At 61.2% G+C, this 20,586-nt stretch carries 17 protein-coding genes; 12 read left to right on the top strand and 5 right to left on the bottom strand.

Features of this window, described 5'->3' with window-relative positions; translation table 11 throughout:
• Nucleotides 1-241: 241 nt before the first annotated feature.
• Entirely contained in the window at nt 242-1,105 is an 864-nt protein-coding gene (locus CRI93_RS09165; RefSeq protein WP_098062323.1) for an SDR family oxidoreductase, read from the top strand.
• A gap of 377 nt (nt 1,106-1,482) precedes the next feature.
• A complete protein-coding gene (locus tag CRI93_RS09160; RefSeq protein WP_098062322.1) occupies nt 1,483-2,211 on the top strand; it encodes a hypothetical protein in 729 nt (242 codons plus the stop codon).
• 162 nt (nt 2,212-2,373) lie between these two features.
• Here CRI93_RS09160 and hemG read toward each other — a convergent pair whose 3' ends face one another.
• Entirely contained in the window at nt 2,374-3,732 is a 1,359-nt protein-coding gene (hemG, locus tag CRI93_RS09155) for a protoporphyrinogen oxidase (RefSeq protein WP_098062321.1), read from the bottom strand.
• 198 nt (nt 3,733-3,930) lie between these two features.
• Between hemG and CRI93_RS09150 the strand changes: the two genes are divergently transcribed.
• The 3 genes from CRI93_RS09150 (at nt 3,931) to trhA (ending at nt 6,670) form a co-directional block, all read left to right on the top strand.
• The gene (locus tag CRI93_RS09150; protein ID WP_098062320.1) at nt 3,931-4,125 is read left to right on the top strand and encodes a general stress protein CsbD; all 195 of its coding nucleotides are present in this window, start codon (nt 3,931-3,933) and stop codon (nt 4,123-4,125) included.
• A 132-nt stretch (nt 4,126-4,257) separates the two neighbouring features.
• The gene (locus tag CRI93_RS09145; protein ID WP_098062319.1) at nt 4,258-5,949 is read left to right on the top strand and encodes an acyl-CoA carboxylase subunit beta; all 1,692 of its coding nucleotides are present in this window, start codon (nt 4,258-4,260) and stop codon (nt 5,947-5,949) included.
• A 58-nt stretch (nt 5,950-6,007) separates the two neighbouring features.
• Nucleotides 6,008-6,670: a PAQR family membrane homeostasis protein TrhA gene (gene trhA, locus CRI93_RS09140; protein WP_098062318.1), complete on the top strand. Its 663-nt coding sequence runs from the start codon at nt 6,008-6,010 to the stop codon at nt 6,668-6,670.
• A gap of 281 nt (nt 6,671-6,951) precedes the next feature.
• Here trhA and CRI93_RS09135 read toward each other — a convergent pair whose 3' ends face one another.
• The 3 genes from CRI93_RS09135 to CRI93_RS09125 all read right to left on the bottom strand — a co-directional run bounded on the left by CRI93_RS09135 (nt 6,952) and on the right by CRI93_RS09125 (nt 9,552).
• Entirely contained in the window at nt 6,952-7,401 is a 450-nt protein-coding gene (locus CRI93_RS09135; protein WP_098062317.1) for a CBS domain-containing protein, read from the bottom strand.
• Between the two features lie 299 nt (nt 7,402-7,700).
• The gene (locus CRI93_RS09130) at nt 7,701-9,302 is read right to left on the bottom strand and encodes a bifunctional aminoglycoside phosphotransferase/ATP-binding protein (RefSeq protein ID WP_098062316.1); all 1,602 of its coding nucleotides are present in this window, start codon (nt 9,300-9,302) and stop codon (nt 7,701-7,703) included.
• A gap of 52 nt (nt 9,303-9,354) precedes the next feature.
• The gene (locus tag CRI93_RS09125) at nt 9,355-9,552 is read right to left on the bottom strand and encodes a hypothetical protein (RefSeq protein ID WP_098062315.1); all 198 of its coding nucleotides are present in this window, start codon (nt 9,550-9,552) and stop codon (nt 9,355-9,357) included.
• A gap of 272 nt (nt 9,553-9,824) precedes the next feature.
• Here CRI93_RS09125 and CRI93_RS09120 point away from each other — a divergent pair, with 272 nt between their 5' ends.
• The 5 genes from CRI93_RS09120 to CRI93_RS09100 all read left to right on the top strand — a co-directional run bounded on the left by CRI93_RS09120 (nt 9,825) and on the right by CRI93_RS09100 (nt 17,233).
• Nucleotides 9,825-10,436, top strand: a complete 612-nt coding sequence (locus tag CRI93_RS09120) for a TetR/AcrR family transcriptional regulator (protein WP_098062314.1) — start codon at nt 9,825-9,827, stop codon at nt 10,434-10,436.
• Between the two features lie 68 nt (nt 10,437-10,504).
• Entirely contained in the window at nt 10,505-12,412 is a 1,908-nt protein-coding gene (locus tag CRI93_RS09115; protein ID WP_098062313.1) for an AMP-dependent synthetase/ligase, read from the top strand.
• Between the two features lie 215 nt (nt 12,413-12,627).
• Entirely contained in the window at nt 12,628-15,036 is a 2,409-nt protein-coding gene (locus tag CRI93_RS09110) for a 3-hydroxyacyl-CoA dehydrogenase/enoyl-CoA hydratase family protein (RefSeq protein ID WP_098062312.1), read from the top strand.
• A gap of 206 nt (nt 15,037-15,242) precedes the next feature.
• Nucleotides 15,243-16,433, top strand: coding sequence for a thiolase family protein (locus tag CRI93_RS09105; RefSeq protein ID WP_098062311.1), 1,191 nt, complete (start codon nt 15,243-15,245; stop codon nt 16,431-16,433).
• Nucleotides 16,434-16,600: 167 nt separating this feature from the next.
• Nucleotides 16,601-17,233: a CPBP family intramembrane glutamic endopeptidase gene (locus tag CRI93_RS09100; protein WP_176521807.1), complete on the top strand. Its 633-nt coding sequence runs from the start codon at nt 16,601-16,603 to the stop codon at nt 17,231-17,233.
• Between the two features lie 30 nt (nt 17,234-17,263).
• Here the strand turns inward: CRI93_RS09100 and CRI93_RS09095 are convergent, their stop codons facing one another.
• A complete protein-coding gene (locus CRI93_RS09095; protein WP_098062309.1) occupies nt 17,264-18,556 on the bottom strand; it encodes a GTPase family protein in 1,293 nt (430 codons plus the stop codon).
• Between the two features lie 277 nt (nt 18,557-18,833).
• On the opposite strand from CRI93_RS09095, the gene CRI93_RS09090 reads away from it, so the two are divergent.
• Together CRI93_RS09090 and CRI93_RS09085 are read left to right on the top strand one after the other, a co-directional pair.
• A complete protein-coding gene (locus CRI93_RS09090) occupies nt 18,834-19,490 on the top strand; it encodes an energy transducer TonB (RefSeq protein WP_098062308.1) in 657 nt (218 codons plus the stop codon).
• Between the two features lie 115 nt (nt 19,491-19,605).
• A complete protein-coding gene (locus CRI93_RS09085) occupies nt 19,606-20,508 on the top strand; it encodes a transposase (protein WP_098062307.1) in 903 nt (300 codons plus the stop codon).
• Nucleotides 20,509-20,586 lie beyond the last annotated feature (78 nt).

Genomic DNA, 20,586 nt, shown 5'->3' with positions numbered 1-20,586 from the left:
CGGTGCGTCCCTGCGGTATGTGAGACGGGTACGGTGTGTATATCCGTCATGTGCTGGATACGCCGTTCGACCATTCGTCCCAGGACCCGTTTTACAGGAAGCAATCACGCACAGCTCAACTGCGGTCTCACTCATTGTAGTTTGCACATTGCATTGTGTATCTTGCCGATGCATGCACAGGCTTCGTCCGTGTGCAGGCAGACCGCATCTGTTCTCTGGTTTCTCTCTACAGCGTATTTCTATGTCCAATATCTTTGCAGACGACCTCCTCGACGGCGAGCACATCGTGATCACGGGCGGCGGGACGGGCCTTGGACGCGCCATGGCCGAGCAGTGCGCGGCGCTTGGCGCATCGGTCACGATCAACGGACGCCGCACCGAGCCGCTCGATGAAACGGTTGCTGCCATCGAAGAAGAGGGCGGCACCGCAAACGGCATCTCGTGCAACGTGCGCGACGCCGAATCCGTCAACGCCTTTTTCGATGAAGCCGAAGACGCGCAGGGCCCCGTCACCGCGCTTGTGAACAATGCCGCGGCCAACTTCCTGGCGGCCACGGAAGACCTCTCGCCCAACGGATTCGACGCCATCGTCAAGACGAATCTGTACGGCTCGTTCTACTGCACCCAGGCGTGCGGGCAGCGGTGGATTGAGCGCGGATCGGGCGGCGTGGTGCTGTCGATTGCCACGACCTACGCCGACACCGGAAGCGCGTTCGTCGTGCCGAGTGCCGTCTCAAAAGCAGGAATCGTGGCCATGATGCGCTCGTTGGCGGCGGAGTGGGGACCCGAGGGCATCCGCCTGAATGCAATTGCGCCGGGGCCTTTTCCTACGGAGGGCGCGTGGAGTCGCCTCGTCCCCGGTATGGATGTCGAAGAGGACATGAAGCAGCGGAATCCGACCCGCCGCTTTGGCGAGCCTGAGGAGTTGGCCACGCTCGTCGCGTTTCTGCTCTCCGATGGCGCCGCCTACATGAACGGCGAAGTCGTCACGTTCGACGGCGGCGAGAAGCTCGTGGCCGGGGGACAGTTCAACGCGTTCACGGCCATGCCGCGTGAGCAGATCAAGGGGCTGTTTGCGAAGATGAAGGCGGCGCGGGATAAGTAACCGGCTTCGGGCATCCATAGTAATCGGCCTGTAGGGGCACGGCGAGCCATGTTCCTACGGCGGTTCCACCGTCGTCCCTCCGCATCCCCAAATGCAACGAAAAGCGGTTCCGGGTTCACTAAGAACCTGTTTGGGTTTTGGTTTGACGGCGAGAGCGCGAGACGCTGAGGCGAAAATTGGACCCCAATCGAGGTTCGTAGCCGGGGCTACGGGCCGAGATTAGGGGCAATTTGCAGCCCAGCGGAGCCGCTCGGAGCCCAAAATAAGAAATCAAAACAGGTTCTAAATCCCTAAAAATGCGGCACGGCGCTTGCATGTCACTTCACCAATCCTTAGGCATGGATTAACGACATGTTAACTGAAGTACCCTGTCGCTTATGGCTACCCTCGATCTCAACCTTTTCGCACGCGCTGCCGACGACGTCGAACGCACGCAATATCAGATCCTTAGTGGGCTGCAACAGGCCCACAGGGATTTTGAAGAACAGCGCATCTACCCGCACCTGGGTCAACTCGTCTCGCTCTACACCTCGATCCAGACCATTATCGATCGGTCGGATTCGTACCGCAATGCCACTACCGGCGAGGCGACGGGCGTAGATTGGGAGGCGGGCGCGCTGCAGTACAAGTGGCCCGAACTCGAAGACGATGAGCTCTCTACGGTCCGAGCGCTCATGGAGTGGGCGCTGCCGCGCATCCAGGAGGCCATCGAAGAAGGCCGCTCGATCTATGAGATGGTCGAAGACAATTTCGATGTCGAGACCGTCGGCATTGTGCCGTCGTACGTGCAAGAGGGCTACGTGCTCGTGCCCGACCGCGAGGTGCACCGCCTGCACGTGCTCCGCTACACAGTGTCCATCTTCACAAAAGAAGACGAACAGTACCGCACGCTCCGCACCGAGCACTGTAAATCCATCGACCAGTTCGGGGTCGATACCCATCCCAGCACGATCAAGCTGGAGATGGTCGATGAGCGCAAGGACCTCCCGAATCCGGCAACGTACATGTTTAACACCGACCTGGCGGTGCCCTACGAGCCCACGTTATTGCCTGTAGCCAAGCGCACCCTCATGCGGCATTTGGCGCAGGAAGACGGCTGGGCATAGCATTCGTCTGATTTAGCACTGGGATACGCCGTGGTGTAGCCTCTGCATCACGGCGTTTTTTTGTTGAGGGGATGCGAAGCGTTGCGCCTCAAACAACAGTCCCGGCCAGCTTCGCAGGCGGGCATGCCATTGCAAAAAGCGAGTCGGGCGCGGACATTCGTCTCACGAATGGGTGGTTGCCAGCATCCCCGCGGCCTGCCAGCCCGAGTCGAACGCATCCTCCACCGAAATGCCGGTTCGGTAATTGCCTGCGAAGTGCAGTCCGGGATGGGCGGTTTCCAGTGCGTCCAGGCGGCCCAGCAGGCGTCCGTGGGCAGCGGTGTACTGCGGGATGGCGCGCGGCCACGTTACATGGTGCGCGTAGGTGGGACCGCCCGAAAGCCCAAGCAGGCGACCCAGATCGCGCTGCACCAGGGCTTCTGTGGCGTCGGGGCTCAGTTCCATATGCTCAGGATGCCGGGCCCCGCCTACAAATGTGGTGAGGAGCACCTGTCCCTCGGGCGCACGGTCTGGAAAGAGCGTGGAGGCGAAGATCGTCCCCAAAATGCGCAGATCGGACTCCGCTGCAGGCACGAGCATGCCGAATCCGTCTAAAGGATGCGACACCGCGTCTTCGGGCACAGCCAACGAGACGCTGCGCATGGGCGCATAGGGCAACGCGTGGAGCGGATCGAGGCCGAGTGGCGTATCGAGCGTAATGCCATCGCCCAGCCGGTGCAGCGGCGCCGCATAGACGACAGATTCAGCGCGCGTAGTGCCGTCCGCGTGGGTGAGCGTCCAGCCCCTTACAGCTGGCGCAATCTGCTGCACGGGGCAGTCAAGCGTCACAGCATCACTCAGGTGTGCTGCGAGGGCGTTCGGCAGCGTCTGCAAGCCGTCTCGAAACGAGAAGAGTCCGCTCAGGGTGGGCGCGTCCCCATTGTCGGAAGAGCCGCTGAGCGCCTTGCGGAGACCGCCTACGAAGAGCGAGCCGTGCTTTTTTTCGAGGGTCTTGAGCATCGGGAAAGCATGCTGCACCGCAAGCTGGTCGGGGCGTCCGCCGTACACCCCGGCCACGAAGGGGTTCACCGCGTAGTCGAGCACCTCGGGCCCCAGGCGGCGCGCTACGAAATCGGCGAGTGACTCGCCCGACGGACCGCGCTTGCGAAAGGGCTCCGTGAGCAGGCGGGCTTTGGCGCGGGCCGAAAGCAGCGGCGTGCGCAGGAAGTCAGGGATGGACTGCGGGATGGGCACCGGCTGTCGGTTGCGCACCACGAAGCGGTTACGCGCATCCGGGTTGGCAGTGATGCGCGCCGCCATCAGATCCAACTCGTGCAGCACCCGCGTGAGCGCCGGTCCCGCGCCGTTGATCGAGTTCGGCCCCTCCTCAATCAGCAGCCCGTCGTGCCGATGCGTACGAATGACGCCGCCCGCTTGCGCGTTCGACTCAAACACGCGCACGTCGTGTCCGCTGGTGTGAAGACGATAGGCTGCAGCAAGTCCGCTGATGCCTGCTCCGATGATGGCGACCTGCGTATCCATAACGATGTGGCGTATCCCCAAAACCAATACATGTGTTGAATAATGACGCGTATCTGTACGTCCGGCTGGAAACTCCCGTTGCGCGGCTCCCGTAAATTACGATACACATTTTGTAACCGTTGTGCGTGTTGCAGCACATTCTGTATTCAGCAGCACGGAGCACGGTTCGCGTTACTCGGACTACAGCAGAGGATACGTATGGCTACAGAAGCAATGAACGAAAGCTGGCGGCGCATCCGCGACCAGATCAAGACCATCTGGGAGGACGCCGAATTCGACGACAAGGAAATGAAGCGCGCACGCGGCGAGATGGATAAGATTGTGGGCCTCATCCACGACAAAACGGGCGACGATCCCGAAGAAATCCGCCGCAAGATGGGCGCTATTCTGTAGCATGTGCGCTCTGGGCGCATCCGGTCATCTCTGCACAAACTGAATCGCCTGCCCTGGATCTTCCACGGCAGGTGATTTGTTTTTAAGGGCTGGAACCGCTTTCAATCTCCTCACTCACCGTTTCGTATTTGCATGGCCGACGTTTCTGCTCCTGCCGACCTGGGCACCCCCGCCAATCCCGATTCGTCCTCGTTTCAGCGCCGCGACGCGCATTACCGCGACCTGCTCGACACCTTAGCCACGCGCCAGGCCAAGGTGGCCAAGGGCGGCGGCGACCGGCGTATTGAGCGGCAGCATAAGCGCGGCAAGCTCACTGCCCGCGAACGCATCGCCCGCCTGCTCGACGACCCTGACGACTTCACCGAGGTGGGACAGTTTGCCGGATACGAGATGTATGAAGACGAGGGCGGCTGTCCCTCGGGCGGCACGGTCATGGGGCTGGGCCACGTGAGCGGACGCCTGAGCCTGGTGGTAGCCAATGACGCCACCGTCAAGGCTGGCGCCTGGTTTCCGATCACCGCCAAGAAGAACCTGCGTGCGCAGGAGATCGCGCTCGAAAACCACGTGCCCATCATCTATCTGGTGGATTCGGCGGGTGTCTACCTGCCCATGCAGGACGAAATCTTCCCCGACAAGGAGCACTTCGGGCGCATCTTCCGCAACAACGCGATTCTCTCCAGCAAAGGCATCCCACAGATTGCGGCCATCATGGGGAGCTGTGTGGCGGGAGGCGCGTACCTGCCCATCATGAGCGACGAAGCGCTTATCGTAGACGGCACCGGATCGGTCTTCCTGGCCGGGCCGTTCCTCGTGAAGGCCGCCATCGGCGAAGAGGTCGAAGCCGACGAGTTGGGCGGTGCCACCACGCACACCGAAATCTCGGGCGTAGCCGACTACAAGTGCGAGTCGGACGAGGAGGCGCTCGACACCATTCGCGACATCATGAGCCACATGGGGCCGGAGCACCGCTTCGGCTTCACCCGCGACGAACCCGAAGCGCCTGCCTTTGACGCCGAAGAGATCTACGGGCTCGTGCCCGACAGCGGCCAGCAGCCCTATGATATGCGCGAGGTGCTGGCGCGCATTGTGGATGCGGAGTCGTGGACCGAGTACAAGAAAGGCTACGGGCGCACGCTGCTCACCGGCTATGCCCGCATTGACGGGTGGAACGTAGGCATCGTGGCGAATCAGCGCTCGGTGGTGCGCAATAAAACGAATCACGAGTCGAAGGGCGAAATCCAGGTCGGCGGCGTCATCTACGCCGATGCAGCCGACAAGGCCGCGCGCTTCATCATGAACTGTAACCAGAAGCAGATTCCGCTGGTGTTCTTTCAGGACGTAACCGGCTTCATGGTAGGCAAGCGCGCCGAGCACGGCGGCATCATCAAAGATGGCGCGAAGATGGTGAACGCCATGTCGAACAGCACCGTGCCCAAGTTCACGGTCGTTACGGGCAACTCCTACGGCGCAGGCAACTACGCCATGTGCGGACGCGCCTACGATCCGCGTCTCATCTGCGCGTGGCCCACGGCTAAGATTGCAGTGATGGGCGGCACGCAGGCCGCAAAGGTGCTGCATCAGATTCAGGTGCGCAAGCTCGAAAAGCAGGGCAAAGAGCTTTCCAAAGAAGAGGAGCAAGAGATGCTCGCGCGCATTGAAGATCGATACGAAGAGCAAACCACGCCGTACTACGCCGCCGCCCGGCTCTGGGTTGATGAGATCATCGATCCAGTAGATACGCGAGCCTGGCTCTCGCGCGGCATCAACATGGCCGACCTGAACCCGAACCTGCAGACGTTCAACCCCGGCGTCATCCAGACCTGACCACAGCTATTGCTGGTGGATAGGGCAGAGCGCCGTCTGCACGACCCCCCGACTGCCTATGAGTCCCGTACGTCACGCCGCCACCGCCCCGCACCAATCCGTTCGCGAGGAGCGCATCAACAGCCTCACCCACGGCGTGGGGCTTGCGCTTAGCCTCATTGGCTGGATTGTTCTGTTGATGCGTGGTGCGGCGCTCGAAAACACCTGGCTGTGGGCCAGCGGGGCGCTCTACGGGGCCACGCTCGTCTTTTTGTACGGTGCGTCTACGTTCTACCACAGCGTACGCCACCCGCGCCTGAAGTACCTTGCGCGGGTGGCCGACCACATCGGGATCTATCTGCTCATTGCGGGCACCTACACGCCCTTTCTGGTGATGCTGGGGCTCAATGACCCGCTCGGCTGGGGCGTACTGGCTGTGGTGTGGGGCTGCACCATCGCCGGACTCCTCTTTAAGGTGTGCTCGCAGCACCGCTTCCACTGGGGGGCCGTGGTGCCATACGTTGTGCTGGGCTGGGTGGGCATCTTCTGTGCGGGGCCGCTCATCGAGATGCTGTCGTGGGAGGGGTTCTCCTGGCTCGTGGCAGGCGGGGTATCCTACACCGGGGGCGTCGTCTTCTTTGGCTGGCACCGCATTCCGTTTAACCACGGCGTGTGGCATCTCTTTGTGCTTGGGGGCAGCGCCATCCATTACGTCGCCGTACTTCGGTTTGTGATGGCGTAGCTTACGGCATGTGCAGGTTTCCTGCCTCCTTTGTTGATCGCCGCCTTGTGGCAGAATGCGCGGTCCTGACATCCCCCATTCCCTCACGCTGTTCGGGTGTTTCCCCCTTCGCGAAGGGGAGACACGAGCGTCAGCGACTGACGAAGCGAATCGGAGTCCATGTCGCGCAGCGACAAAGGGGGATGCCCAACCCGAAAGGACCATCGAAAAACCCGCACACTGCTTTAGCTTGGTTCGTGCATCCGCGCCGGCGGAGCGCGGTTGGTGCCGGCAGGGGGGCACTACGCCGTGTATCCGCCTGAAATATAGGAGCGGAGCGACTCGACCTCGCTCTTGGCCTGCTCCGACATGTACTTGACGCAGTCGCCAATTGAGACGAGGCCGCGCAGACTGCCGTCGGACTTGACCACGGGCAGGTGGCGGCACTTGTGCTCGGTCATCAGCTCCATACACTCGCCCACCGTGCACGACGGCGGCACCGTGACCAGATCGGCTGTCATGACCTCGCGGACCTGCGTGGTGTCGGAGGTGCGCCCTTGCAGCACGATGCGGCGCAGGTAGTCGCGCTCGGTAAAGATGCCGGCGATAGCGTTGTCGTCCATCACCAGAATGGAGCCCACGTTGTGGTCAACCATCGTGCGGATGGCATCGCGCACCGTGGCGGTCGGCGTGGTGGTGACGACCTCATGGCCTTTGTGATTCAGCAGTTGTGACACCGGAAGCGTATCCATAGCGTGTATCCTCCAGGACAAAGCGCCCTGACTGAAAGTTATTTGTGTGAAACTGCGGTTAATGGAATTGTTGATATGGGGTGAAGGGGTGCTTGTTCGCCGTGCGGTGGCGCAGATCGCGGTGGGGCAATGGCGCACAAGAGGGCGTCCTGACGCGCTGCTGCTGAGTATTATGGGGCAGAGGGGCCCGAAGGGTCATGCTTTTTGTGCCCCTCGAAAGTGCGTCACAAGGCAGAGCCTTGCGACGAGAAGAGGGGTTGGTTAGGTTGGGGGGACAGAAGCGTCCGGAGACCTACGACCTACGCTACGCGAATAAGCTGTTTGAGCAGATCGAGCGTGGTGGTGTCGGGGTCGTCGTGGGCCGACACGCGAACGTGGCGGGCGTCTTCGAGTGCATCGGGCGCCTCGTAGCGTGCAGTGAGCATCTCGAAGTCCTCGGCCCGCGCATCCGATACCACGTCCGACTGTGTGGTTCGGGCATCGAGGCGCTGGCGAAGGGCCTCGTCGGGCGCGGTGAGTTCGGCGAAGATGGGCTGGAGGCTGACGTCATGCAGGCGTTCACGCAGGGCGTTTCGCGTGCTACGGCGACTGTACGTGGCGTCTAAGATGGTGCTCTCTCCGTTCCGGGCGCGTTCGGCGGCCTTGTCGGCCAGCGTGGCGTAGGTGCGCGCGGACATATCGGCGCTGTAGAGCTGGGCGCGGGTGGCGGCATCGGGGCGTTCGTGCAGCGGTACATCCGCCAAGGTTTTGCGTACGCGATCGGACGACACGACCTCCCAGCCGAGGGCATCACGGAGCGCCTGCGCCTGTGTGCTCTTACCGGTGCCGGGGCGGCCCATCACCACGACCACGCAGGGGCGAGCGTCGTTTATGAAGTAGCGCAGGGCCCATTGGTAGAAGCGCTGACTGTCGCGCTTGCATGCGTCCAGGGCCTCGCCCGTGATGTCGGGATCGCTGCGTTTCATGCCGTTGACCTTGCCCCGCACAAAGGCACGGTAGCTCTTGTAGAACGGAATGAGCGTGTGCAGATCCGGATCGCCCATCGCATCCGCCATGCCCCGAATGAAGGAGCGCGACAGGTCGGGCCGCCCGAACACGTCGAGTTCCATCGCCAGGAACGCCACATCGTTGGCAATGTCAATGTGCCGAAACCGCTCGGTGAACTCGATGCAGTCGTAGATGCAGACGCCCTGGGCGCTGCGATGCACGTGCTCAAGGCGCAGGTCGCCATGTCCATCCACGATGGACCCATTGGCGCGTCGCTGATGGAAGAGCGCAGCGTGCTGATCCATGAACCGCTCGGCGGCGTACTGAAGGGCTTCGTAGGCCGGATGCGTAATGAGCGCATCGCGGTGGCTGGTAGCCTGCTCAAAGTTCTCGCGGATGTTGGCCCAGATGCGGTCAATGCGCCCGTTCGCCGCAATTTCGGGGGTGGAGGTACGCTCGCGGTAGAACGGAGCCAGCGTATCGACCACCGCATCGAGATCGTCTTCCGAGAGCACGCCGCGGTCGAGGCGCGCATCCAGAAAGTCGTCGTGCGGCAGCATCTGCATTTTCACGGCGACCTCCACCACATTCGAGTCGTCGTCGAGGCGCAGGCCGTCGTCGGTCATCGAAATAGGGACCACGCCCTCATAGATGCGCCCGCACAGGCGGCTGTTCAGGCGGATTTCCTCCTCGCAGTAGTGGCGGCGGCGCGCCAGCGTGGTGAAATCCAGAAAGCCCAGGTCGACCGGCTTCTTGATCTTATACACGTAGGGCGGTGCCAGCGCCACGTACGAAATGTGGGTTTGCACCACCGTAATGGAGTCGGGGGCGTATGGATACGTGGCGGGGCGCTCCAGTGCGTGGCGGAGCGCCGCGCCGGTGGGGGCGTCTGATGCGGAGGCCGTAGTTGACATGAGTAGCGGGGAGCAAAACGAGAAAGTGAACGCCATGTGTGAGACAGCGGCGTCAATCCACAACCTCAACCGAGTCAGGCGGAACGCCTTCGAGGGCCGACTCGGCGGTGTTCACCAGGAAGTAGGCACTGCCCAGCGCCGTGGCTATAGAGAGCAGCAGAATAATGGTGATCAGCACCCGCGAGCGCGTGGGACTAAGCGGGCGAGACGTGTTCGGGTCTTCGTGCGGAGGCGGAGCCTGTTCAGCCATGAGGCAAGGGAGCAAGTAAGCACAAGTAACACACGCCCGTTCATAAGCCGCAGGGAGCGCACAGTTCAGCCCATGTGCGGGCTCCGTTCAGCATGTGCCTGTTCTGCGCAGAGAATATGCCGTTGGCGGTTGAATATGCCATGAGGTATGTTGTACGTTACAAAGGCGCTGGGATGCCACCCGCCCCGCACCCTGCTGTGCATTGTCGGGCTACCGATGACCGTTTTTCTTGCTGTGCGTCCTTTATCCACCCCGTTATCCTGTTCCGCTTTATGAGTGATGTGCCAACTTCAAATGGCGACCTGCGTCGTCTTATTCTGGATACGACCCGCCGTCTGCTGGTGAAGGAAGGCTACCACAACCTGTCGATGCGCAAGATCGCACAGTCGATCAACTACAGTGCCACCAGCATCTACCTGCACTTTGAAAGCAAAGATGCACTGCTGCATGCGCTCATTGATGAAGGAATGCAGCAATTGTATGATGCATTTACATCGATCGTGGGGCAATTCCCGGACCGTCCGGTGAAGCGGCTGCGGGCGCTCTGCGAGCAGTTTATCACGTTTGGGCTTGACAATCCGGAGTACTACGAGATCATGTTTCAGCTGCGTCCGGAGCAGATGGAACGCTATCCCGCCGAGAAGTACCGGCGCGCGCGGCGCAACCTCGACACCATTGCCGAGGCGCTGGCCGAAGGGGCGGATGAGGGCGTGTTTGAGGTGGCGGATGCGCGGGTATCGGCCAGCACCATCTGGGCATCGTTGCACGGCACGGTATCGCTGTTGCTTGCAGAGCGCGTCGACATTCGGATCGACCAGAATGACTTTATCGAAACGGCCATTCGCCAAACACTGCGCAGCTACACCACCCGTGCCGTCGCCTAACGCCTCGCTGTTGGGTAGCACGTGCGACTATGGCGCTTTCTTCCTCTTATGCTAACCCCCTGTCTTCTATGTCTGAAACAATTCACACTGCACCCCCCACCTCGGGCGATCCGATTCTCGGGAAAACGCTGCCCGACTTAATGTATGAAGCCGCCGAGCGCTTTCCGAACCCGCGCTCATTCAACCAGCCAACGGGTCCCACCTCGTGGGAGCCGATGGGCCTGCCTGAGTTCCGGGTTCAGTCGGAAGAGATGGCGCTCGGCCTGCGTGAGCTTGGGCTGGAGCGCGGCGACAAGGTCGCATTTCTCATGGAGAGCGACGTGAATTTCTGCATCGCCGACATGGGGTGCCTCATTGCGGGGCTGGTCGATGTGCCCATCTACCTGTCGCATGGTCCCGAGCAGATGGCCTACGTGATGGAACACGCCGAAGCCCGCGCGCTCATCGTGGCCGACACCGCACGCCTGTCGCAGGCCGCACACCTGCTGGAGGATCTGCCCCTCATCGAAACCGTCATCATTGCCGAAGGAGATGCCGACGCCGATCCGGCCTTGCCCGACAGCGTCTCGCTCCACACCATGGACGCGGTGCGCACCATCGGGCGCGACACCACCACCGACCGCGCCGCAGCCGCCGACAAGCTCTGCGCCAAGATTAGCCCCGACGACCTGGCTACGCTCATCTACACGAGCGGCACCACAGGTATGCCCAAAGGCGTGATGCTCTCGCACGAGAACATCTCCTCGAACGCGACGACGGCGCTCAACGAAATCCCGGGCCTCAAACAAGGGGCGGGCGCCGAAACCGTCATCTCGTTCCTGCCCATGACGCACATCTTTGCGCGGGCGCTGCAGTACGGATTCATGTGGATTGGCGCCAGCGTGCACTTCACCTCGCCAGACAATCTGGTGCAAGCGCTTCCGATCGTAAAACCCACCGCGTTTGCCTCCGTGCCGCGTGTGCTGGAGAAGGTGTATGCGGGGATCCAGAAGAAAATTATGGACATGGATGGCGTGCAGCACCAAATTGGAAGCTGGGCGCTTGGTCTGGCGCAGAAATACGACATGACAAAAGAGCCGTCGTTTGCGGAAAGCCTCCAGCTCAAGCTGGCTGACCGTCTCGTCTTTACCAAGTGGCGCGATGCACTGGGCGGACGCGTAAAGTACATCGTGGTGGGGGGCGCGGCGTTGCAGCCAAACCTGGCCAACCTGATGGCTGCAGCGGGCGTCACTATTCTGCAGGGGTACGGACTCACCGAAACAAGCCCGGTCATCAGCTTCAACCGGCCCGAGCGCAACATGCCAGGCACGGTGGGAGAGCCCATGCCGGGCGTGGAGGTCCGCATTGCCGAGGATAAAGAGATCCTTACGCGTGGCCCGCACGTGATGCAGGGCTACTACAAGGCTCCTGAGAAAACCAAAAAGGTGCTCACCGACGACGGCTGGTTCCACACGGGCGACATCGGGAAATTCGATGACAAGGGCAACTTGATGATCACCGACCGCAAGAAGTCGCTCTTCAAGCTCTCTACGGGCAAGTACGTCATCCCACAGCCCATTGAGAACAAGCTGGGCAGCGAAGCGCTGATCGACAAAGCTGTCGTGATTGGCAACGGACGCAAGTACTGCAGCGCGCTGATCTTTCCGAACGAAGATCAGGTCCGTGCGGTAGCGCGGCGTGGCGGACTGGATGAGGAGGCCCCGTTCTCCGACCTGTTGGAAGACGAAACGATCTACCAGGCCATCGCCGATCTGGTGCAGCAGGCTAACAAAGGCATGGATCATTGGTCCACAGTGAAACGATTTGCCCTCATCCCCGACGAACTGACCCCGGAGTCTGGACTGCTGACCCCGACGCTCAAGGTGAAACGTCCGGTGGTGCACGACACCTATGCCTCCGACATCGAGGCGCTCTACGAGGCTGAAAGCAGTACTGTGACCCGCACCGAGCGCGGTACAGTGCTTGTCACCTTGTAGTGCGGCACCACACATGGGTCTGGTGATAACGATCTGGCCGGTCTCCCACGATCTGCCAGATCCATCAGGGCCTACACCCGCTCTTCGAAGCCTGTTGGAAACCCAACAAAACGAGATGCAAGCGCTTCCATTTGTGTGCGTAGCGTTGTAAGTTAACACCGTTAAGTGCTGTGTCTCCTGTTCGCTATCCACTCACGACTCGCGTTTAGACTCTTATGGAAACGACCTCTGTATCCACCCGCTCCTTGCAGGTGGCCACGCCCACTACGCACCGCCCGTTTCGGACGGCTGCAGTGCTGGGCGCAGGCACCATGGGCGCGCAGATTGCCGCCCACCTGGCGAATGCCGGACTCAACGTGCATCTGCTCGACATCGCAGGCGACGACGATCCGAATAGCGTCGTCAAGAAGAGCTTCAAGCAGACGCGCAAGGCCAGCCCCGACCCGTTTGTAAATGACGAGGCCGCCGACCGCATCACGCTGGGCAACTTCGACGACCACTTCGAGCGCATCGCCGAGGCCGACTGGGTCATTGAGGCGGTGGTGGAGCGCATGGACATCAAGCGGAGCATCCACGAGCGCGTCGAAGAACACGCGGCCAGTGATGCGGTGATCTCCACCAACACCAGCGGGTTGCCCATCAATGAGATTGCAGAAGGACGCTCTGACGCCTTCAAGCAGCGCTTTCTGGGCACGCACTTTTTCAATCCGCCGCGTTACCTGGAGCTGCTGGAGCTGATTCCGACTGCTGATACGGATGCCGACCTCGTGGAGCGCGTCGCGCAGTTTGGGCGCGTGCACCTGGGCAAGAGCATCGTTGTTGCCAACGATGTGCCCTACTTTATCGGCAACCGCGTAGGCGTTTACGGACAGTTGCAGGCGATTCGGTACTTCACCGACGGCGACTACACCATCGAGGAGATCGACACCCTGACGGGTCCGCTCGTGGGACGCCCGAAGTCGGCCACCTTTCGTACCGCCGACCTCGTGGGCCTCGACGTGCTGCTCGACGTCACCCAAAACCTCTACGACAAGGTCGAAAACGACGAACAGCGCGAGGCCTTCCATGCGCCCGACCTGCTACAGAAGCTGGTGGATGCGGGCAAGCTGGGCCAGAAAACACGGGCCGGATTCTACACCAAAGACGACGGCGAGATTAAGTCGGTCGATCCGGACTCGCTGGAATACACCTCTGCCGCTGAGCAAGACCTGGGCGACCTGGGTGCGATCAAGAAGGCGGGCGACCTGACGGCGCGCTTGCAGGCGCTCTGGAACGATGACGGACGCGCGGGGCACTTCTTCCGCGAAACGACGCTCGACCTGCTGGCCTACAGTGCGAACCGCATCGGCGAAATTAGCGACAACCCCGCCGACGTCGACCGCGCCATCCGGTGGGGCTTTGGCTGGGAGATGGGTCCGTTCGAAATGTGGGATGCGCTGGGCATTCAGCCGGTAATCGAGGCCCTCAGCGAACGAGACCGCGTGCTGCCCGACTGGGTTCACACGCTCGCGAACCGAGACGATGCCGCGTTCTATCGAACCGATGGCGGTGCGCAGCAGGTCTACCGCCCGAGCGACGCCACCTACATTGACGACGCGGCTCCACGCGACGAACTCCCCCTCGCATCCGTTAAAACCAATGCCGACCGCACCCTGTGGCAGAACGACGAGGCGGCGCTGCTCGACATGGGCGATGGCGTGGCGCTCTTTGAGTTCCGATCCAAGGCGAATGCACTCGGACAGCAGGTGATGCGCGGGCTGCACGAGGCGATCACCATGGTCGAAGATACGCCCGAACTGCGTGGACTGGTGATCGGCAACGAAGGCAAAAACTTTAGCGTGGGTGCCAACCTGGGCGAGATGGCCGAATCGGCCATGCAGGGCGACTTTCAGGCGATTGGTGCGTACATCAAGCAGTTTCAGCAGACGATCCAGAAGGTGCGCTACGCCACGAAGCCGGTGGTTGTAGCCACGCATCAGAAAGTGCTGGGCGGCGGCTGCGAGATGGCGATGGCGTGTCCACAGCCGGTGGCCTCGCTTGAAACCTACATCGGACTCGTGGAGCTGGGCGTGGGGCTGATTCCCGCGGGCACCGGCACCATGCGCATGGCGGCGTGGGCCGACCAGCGCGCGGCGAGCGACCACCCGAGCGACATCCAGGCGATCTTGCGCGGCTACTTCGAGACGATCGCGATGGCGGAGGTGGCCGAGAGCGCGCACCAGGCGATCGACAACGGCATCCTGCCGGAGCACACGACCATTGTGATGCACGACAAGCGCCGCCTGCATGTGGCGAAGCAGCAGGTCATTGCCAAGAGCGAGCAGGGCTACCTGCCCCCGCCAACGCTCGACCGCATCAAGGTGCTGGGCGAACCCGGACGGGCCGCCTTTGACGTCGCGCTGCACCAGTACGAGGAGGGCGGCTACATCAGCGAGTACGACCAGTTCCTGGCGCACAAGCTGGCCTACGTGATGACCGGCGGCGACCTGACCGCGCCGCAAGAGGTCGACGAGCAGTACCTGCTGGATCTGGAGGTGGAGGTGTTCTTGAGTCTCCTGGGCGAAGAGAAGACCCAGGCGCGCGTTGAGCACATCCTGAAGCACAACAAGCCGCTGCGCAACTAAGAGCCTGTTTTGATTTTTTACTTTGGGCTCCGAGCGGCTTCAATGGGCTGCAAATTGCCCTCGATCTCGGCCCGTAGCCCCGGCTACGAACCTCCATCGGGGTTCAATTTTCGCCACATTGCTGCTCGCTCTCGCCTACAAACCAAAACCCAAACAGACTCTAAGACGCCTGCTCGCATCCCTTAACAAATCCAACGAATTCAACTATGCAAGCGACCAACGAAGCATTTATCATGAGCAGCGTGCGCACCGCCGTGGGCAAGGCGGATCGCGGCACGCTACGCACCACGCGTCCCGAAAAGCTGGGCGCCGAAGCCATCAAAGGCGCACTGGCGCGCGTGGGCGGCCTCTCGCCTGACGACGTCGACGACGTGATCATGGGCTGCGCCTTTCCCGAAGGGCCGCAGGGCATGAACATGGGCCGCGCCATCGCCCAGAAAGCGGGGCTGCCCGACCATGTGCCCGGTGCTACCGTGAACCGTTTCTGCTCCTCGGGCCTGCAGACCATTGCGATGGCCACGCAGGCCATCGTAACCGGACAGGCCGACGTGATGGTGGCGGGCGGAGCCGAATCCATGAGCCACGTGCCCATGAGCGGCTTTTACTTTCAGCCGGATCCGGAGCTTACGGAGACCGACCCCGACTACTTCGTGTCGATGGGCATTACCGCTGAGAACGTGGCCGACAAGTACGGCGTCTCGCGCGAGGAGCAAGACGAGTTCGCCCTGCGCTCGCATGAGCGCGCCGCTGACGCGGTCCAGAGCGGACGCTTCGACGATGAGATCGTCCCGCTCGACGTACGCATTCGCCACTACGACGACGGTGACGTGCAAGAGCAGTCCGTGACCTTTGACACCGATGAAGGCCCACGCTTCGACACCAGCATGGAAGCGCTCGGTGGACTGCGTCCGGCCTTTCGCCGGGGGGGCAGCGTAACCGCGGGCAACGCCTCGCAGCGCTCCGACGGCGGCGCGGCGACGGTCGTCGTAAGCGAGAAGAAGCTCGCCGACCTCGACGCCGACCCCATCGGACGCCTTGTGAGCTTCTCCGTGGCCGGTGTGGCGCCGGAGCTGATGGGCATCGGTCCGGTTGAGGCGATCCCGAAAGCGCTCGACCAAGCCGGGCTCTCGCTCGACGACATTGGGCTGGTGGAGTTGAATGAAGCCTTTGCTGCGCAGTCGGTGGCTGTGATTCGCGAGGTCGGCCTCGATCCCGAGATCGTGAACGTAAACGGCGGGGCCATTGCACTGGGGCACCCACTCGGCTGCACCGGCGCCAAGCTGACGGCTACGCTGCTACACGAAATGCGTCGGCGCGGCATCCGCTACGGCCTCTGCACCATGTGCGTAGGCGGCGGCATGGGCGCAGCAGGCGTCATCGAAAACCTGGATGCGTAGCGATTTTTCTGCACCCAGCTCATGTATGAAAGAACGCCTCGGCTCACTGCGAGTCGGGGCGTTTTTTTGATGTACAAGATACCTGCATTTCCACCACAGCCCGCACAGACCCCACGCCGTGTGTATCCGTACAAAAAATGCTCTCTTTCACATCAGGCCACATAAGTATGGATGCCACAAGTCGATCTGAGTCAGACAGCGCGCCACCAGAGCATGAGGAATCAGAATTTGCGGGTAAACAGCTCTTCATTACTGGGCTGCTCTTTGAGGTGATGCTGGCGCTGACTGCCATTGCGTGGGCGGCATGGCGAGAGCCGCCGTTGCTGGGAGACATCGGGTGGTCGGTGGATGCATTGGGCATGAGCATCGGGGCCACGCTTCCGCTCATCGCTGCGCTTCTGCTCATGGTGCGCGTGGAGGCCCCCTGGATGCAGGAGATAGAAGAACACGTGCGTTCGTTCTTGGCCCCGCTGCTGCGTTATGGCGGACTGCCTGGCATGGCGCTGCTGGCTATTGCTGCGGGCGTGGGCGAGGAACTGCTCTTTCGCGGCGTCTTGCAGGCCGAACTCGCGATGCTCTGGGAGCCGTGGAGCGCACTTGTGGTGGCCAGCATCGTATTCGGACTCTGCCACTGGATCACTCCAGCGTATGCGATCATTGCCACGATCATGGGCGCGTACCTCGGCGGACTCTACTGGTACACCGGCGGGCTCTTGGTGCCGGTGCTGGTGCACACCCTCTACGATTTCGTGGCGTTTGTCTACTTTGCGAAAACACAGTCGTCCGCGCAATCAGCGTAGGGGAGATGCAACAGCCGCGCGGCCTCGCAATCAGGCAGATTCGGGGTTGGGATGGGCTGTCAGATCATCGGGCGCCGCCTTGCGTCCCTCCTCAAACGCCTCCTGGAATTGCGCCTCCAGGTCATCCGTCTGGCCACGCAAGAAGTACGACGTGGCGGCGGTGCCTACTGCATACGTGCCCGCATACGCCACGCTGGCCGAGACCGCCTGTCCGAAGCCGGGGACAACCTGCACGAGCGCACGGGCCGCCTCGCGCAGTACGAATCCCGCACCTACGTTGACGCCGGCCGCCGCCAGAAACTCGCGGGCAGCCTCCAGATCCATGCGGCGTCCGCCCAGATAGCCGATGGCCATGACCAGGAGCACCTGCGCGGTGGTGATGGGGGCAATGTCGGCGAGTGGCGTGGGCGTGGCCGCGATGCCGGCGCACACCATAGCGGTACTCTGCGTGAGGCGATTGGCAATGAGCTTCTGTAGCGCCTGCATCCGCGAGAGGCGGGCAAACTCGACCTGGGCCTCGTCGGGAAGCTGGGTGAGCAGGTACTCCACGAGCGCTTCCACCTGCCAGCGCGCATCGGCCCGGCGGCGGCCCTGTGCATCCCACGACTGGTAGAGCGCCACGCCAAAGGTGCGCACCACAGCATCGGCAAGCGCCGGATAGGAATCTATTTTGTTGGTGAGATGCGACTGCACGGCCTCCACCCGTTCCTGTTTTTCCTGAAGTTCGGCAGAATCTTCGTCTTCGGGCTGATGCAGACGCACATACTGCGGTTCGAGCAGGTCGCAGTGGGTCACTACGCCCACGATCGGCGGGCGGTGACCATGCATCTGTTTAACGCGAGTTGCAATGGATGAGAGCGCCTCCAGGTCGCCATTAATCGCTGCATCCACCTCTTGCGCTTTGATGAGGAAGAGCAGCACATCGGGCGCGGTGTCGGAAAGGGCCGCCTGGATAGAAGCTTCGGGGCTGTCGGCAGTGTCGTCTTCGGCAGGATTGGAGCCCTCCTGTAAGCCGCGGGTGTCGAGAATCTCCAGCGCTCCCAGGTCGCTTTCGTACGTATACCATTGCGCCGCGCCGGTCTGGGACGTTTCGTGCCCCACAGCGGCTACTTCTTCTCCGAACAAGGCGTTGATCAGCGACGATTTCCCACTGCCTCGGCGTCCGACCAGTGCAAGGCGCGCCGGGCGCTTTTCCAGAAGCAGCGTACGCAGTTCCGTAAGGTGCTTTCGTACACGCCCGGTGAGCGAGCCCGGCAGTTTGTCGAGATGCTGATCGAGGCGCTTCAGCGTGTCAACCAGCGTGGTGCGCGATGAATCGGACATGGCATATAAGGTGGTCAGGGTGACGCGCGATGCAGAGCGGGTAACGTGCAAGTGCGTCGATCTTTACGAGAGATGCCGATGCAAGTTGCTGGCAACCGATGCGTGTTCTATAACCATAATCAAGAGGCAGTCTCTATTGTACGAGTGGATCCGTTATGGCAGAGCCACCGAAACATCAAGAATACAAGTTCGTAGCCTCTACATGAAGATATCATAGGGCATCTGCCCTCCGCTGTTCATCCCTTTTATTTTTATTGTCGAACACGCACAGACTCTTATGGCTTCCCGCAAAAAGCCCGGTGCAGACCTACGGCGCGACTACATGCTCTACGTTCAGGTAGGGATGGTGCTGGCACTGGTTATCTTGCTTACCGCATTCAACGTAAGCTACGACTCGCGCGGCGACTTCCAGGTCCAGCTCGAAGAGCAGGATGTGGTTGAGATGGAAGAAATCCAGCAGACCGAGCAAGAGACCACGCCGCCGCCGCCCCCGCGTCCTCCCGTTCCGCGTGAGGTGCCCGATGATGAAGTGATCGAAGACCAGGACATTGACTGGGATTCGAGCCTTGATCTTGAAGAGTCGCTCGATACCGGACCGCCTCCTGCCCCCGAAGAAGAAGAGGAAGAAGAGCAAGAGATCTTTGTGGCTGTTGAGGAGAGCCCCGAACTTCAGGGGGGAATGGAAGCGCTCTACGACGAGTTGGAGTACCCCGACTTTGCCCGCCGCGCTGGCATTGAAGGCCGCGTTGTTGTGCAGTTTGTGGTGGATGAAGAGGGCAACGTGACGAATCCGCGGGCCCTGACCTCGCCCCACAGCTCGCTGGCCGAGGAAGCCATCCGTGTTGTGAGTCAGATGAAGTTCACGCCGGGTAAACAGCGCAACCGTGCTGTGCGTGTGCAGATGTCACTGCCGGTCATGTTTGAGCTGAACTAACCAGCTCGAACGCTGAACTTGTAGGATGCCAATCAGGGGTAGAAAAAACCATGTCGCCGCAGGCGGCTTGAAAGAAGATGCACCAACATCTCTCTCATAAACCGCCCTTGGCGACATGGACGTCCACTATACGCTCGTTCGGATCTACCTGTTCATCTGCCGACACTACCAAGGTCGTCTCGCCGCTATCGCCCAGCGGCAGAGCAACAACAACGATCCGGACTTTACCGACAAAGAGGTACTGACCATCTATCTGTTCGGGCTGTTCAAAAAGAGAACGACCGTCAACGGGATATACGAATACGTGGATGATCACTTTTCGGATTGGTTTCCGGATCTACCGTCCTATCAGAGCTATAATCGGCGGCTGAACCGGCTGAACCGGCTGAATGCCGTATTTCCCCCACTTGTCGAACGAGCGCTGGAGCACATCGACAGTGAAGAGACTCGGGCGATCATGCTCCGTATTGCCGATTCGATGCCGATTATGATGGCGAAAGGACAGCGAGCTTCGCAAGCGACGGTGGCCTCTGAGCAGATCGCCGACGTGGGGTACTGCTCCTCAAAGGACACGTTTTATCACGGCGTAAAGCTCCATGTCATTGCCGAGAAGCGGAGCGATACGCTTCCGCTTCTCGATCGGGTGGGACTGACGCCGGGCAGCAAAAACGACCTCCAGGCCGCTCGTCTTGTGCTGCCAGCCATTGAAGGCGGCGTGCTCTGCGGGGACAAGGCCTACTGCGATGGCCCGCTGAAAGAGCGACTTGCTGAGGACCAAAACCTTGCCCTGCTGACTCCGATCAAGAAAGAGAAGGGGCAAAAGACGCTTTCGGCGGCAGATACGCTCTATTCGGAGGCCGTAAGTCGTCTTCGGCAGCCGATTGAGTCGCTTTTCAGCTGGATCGACGAGAAAACAGAGATTCAGTGTGCTTCAAAAGTCCGTTCGTACCGAGGATTGCTCGTGCATGTGTTCGGTCGGCTCACCGCAGCAATGCTGATCCTTGCTCTCAACCCTTGATTCGCATGTAGGGTTTAACATACGAAAAAGCGCCGTCCAGCAACATGCTGGGCGGCGCTTTTGCTATTTGGAAGACGT

Origin of the sequence: Longimonas halophila (assembly GCF_002554705.1) — a bacterium.
In the GTDB taxonomy this organism is placed as follows: Bacteria; Bacteroidota; Rhodothermia; order Rhodothermales; family Salinibacteraceae; genus Longimonas; species Longimonas halophila.
This window is presented reverse-complemented; position numbering and strand designations above follow the sequence as displayed.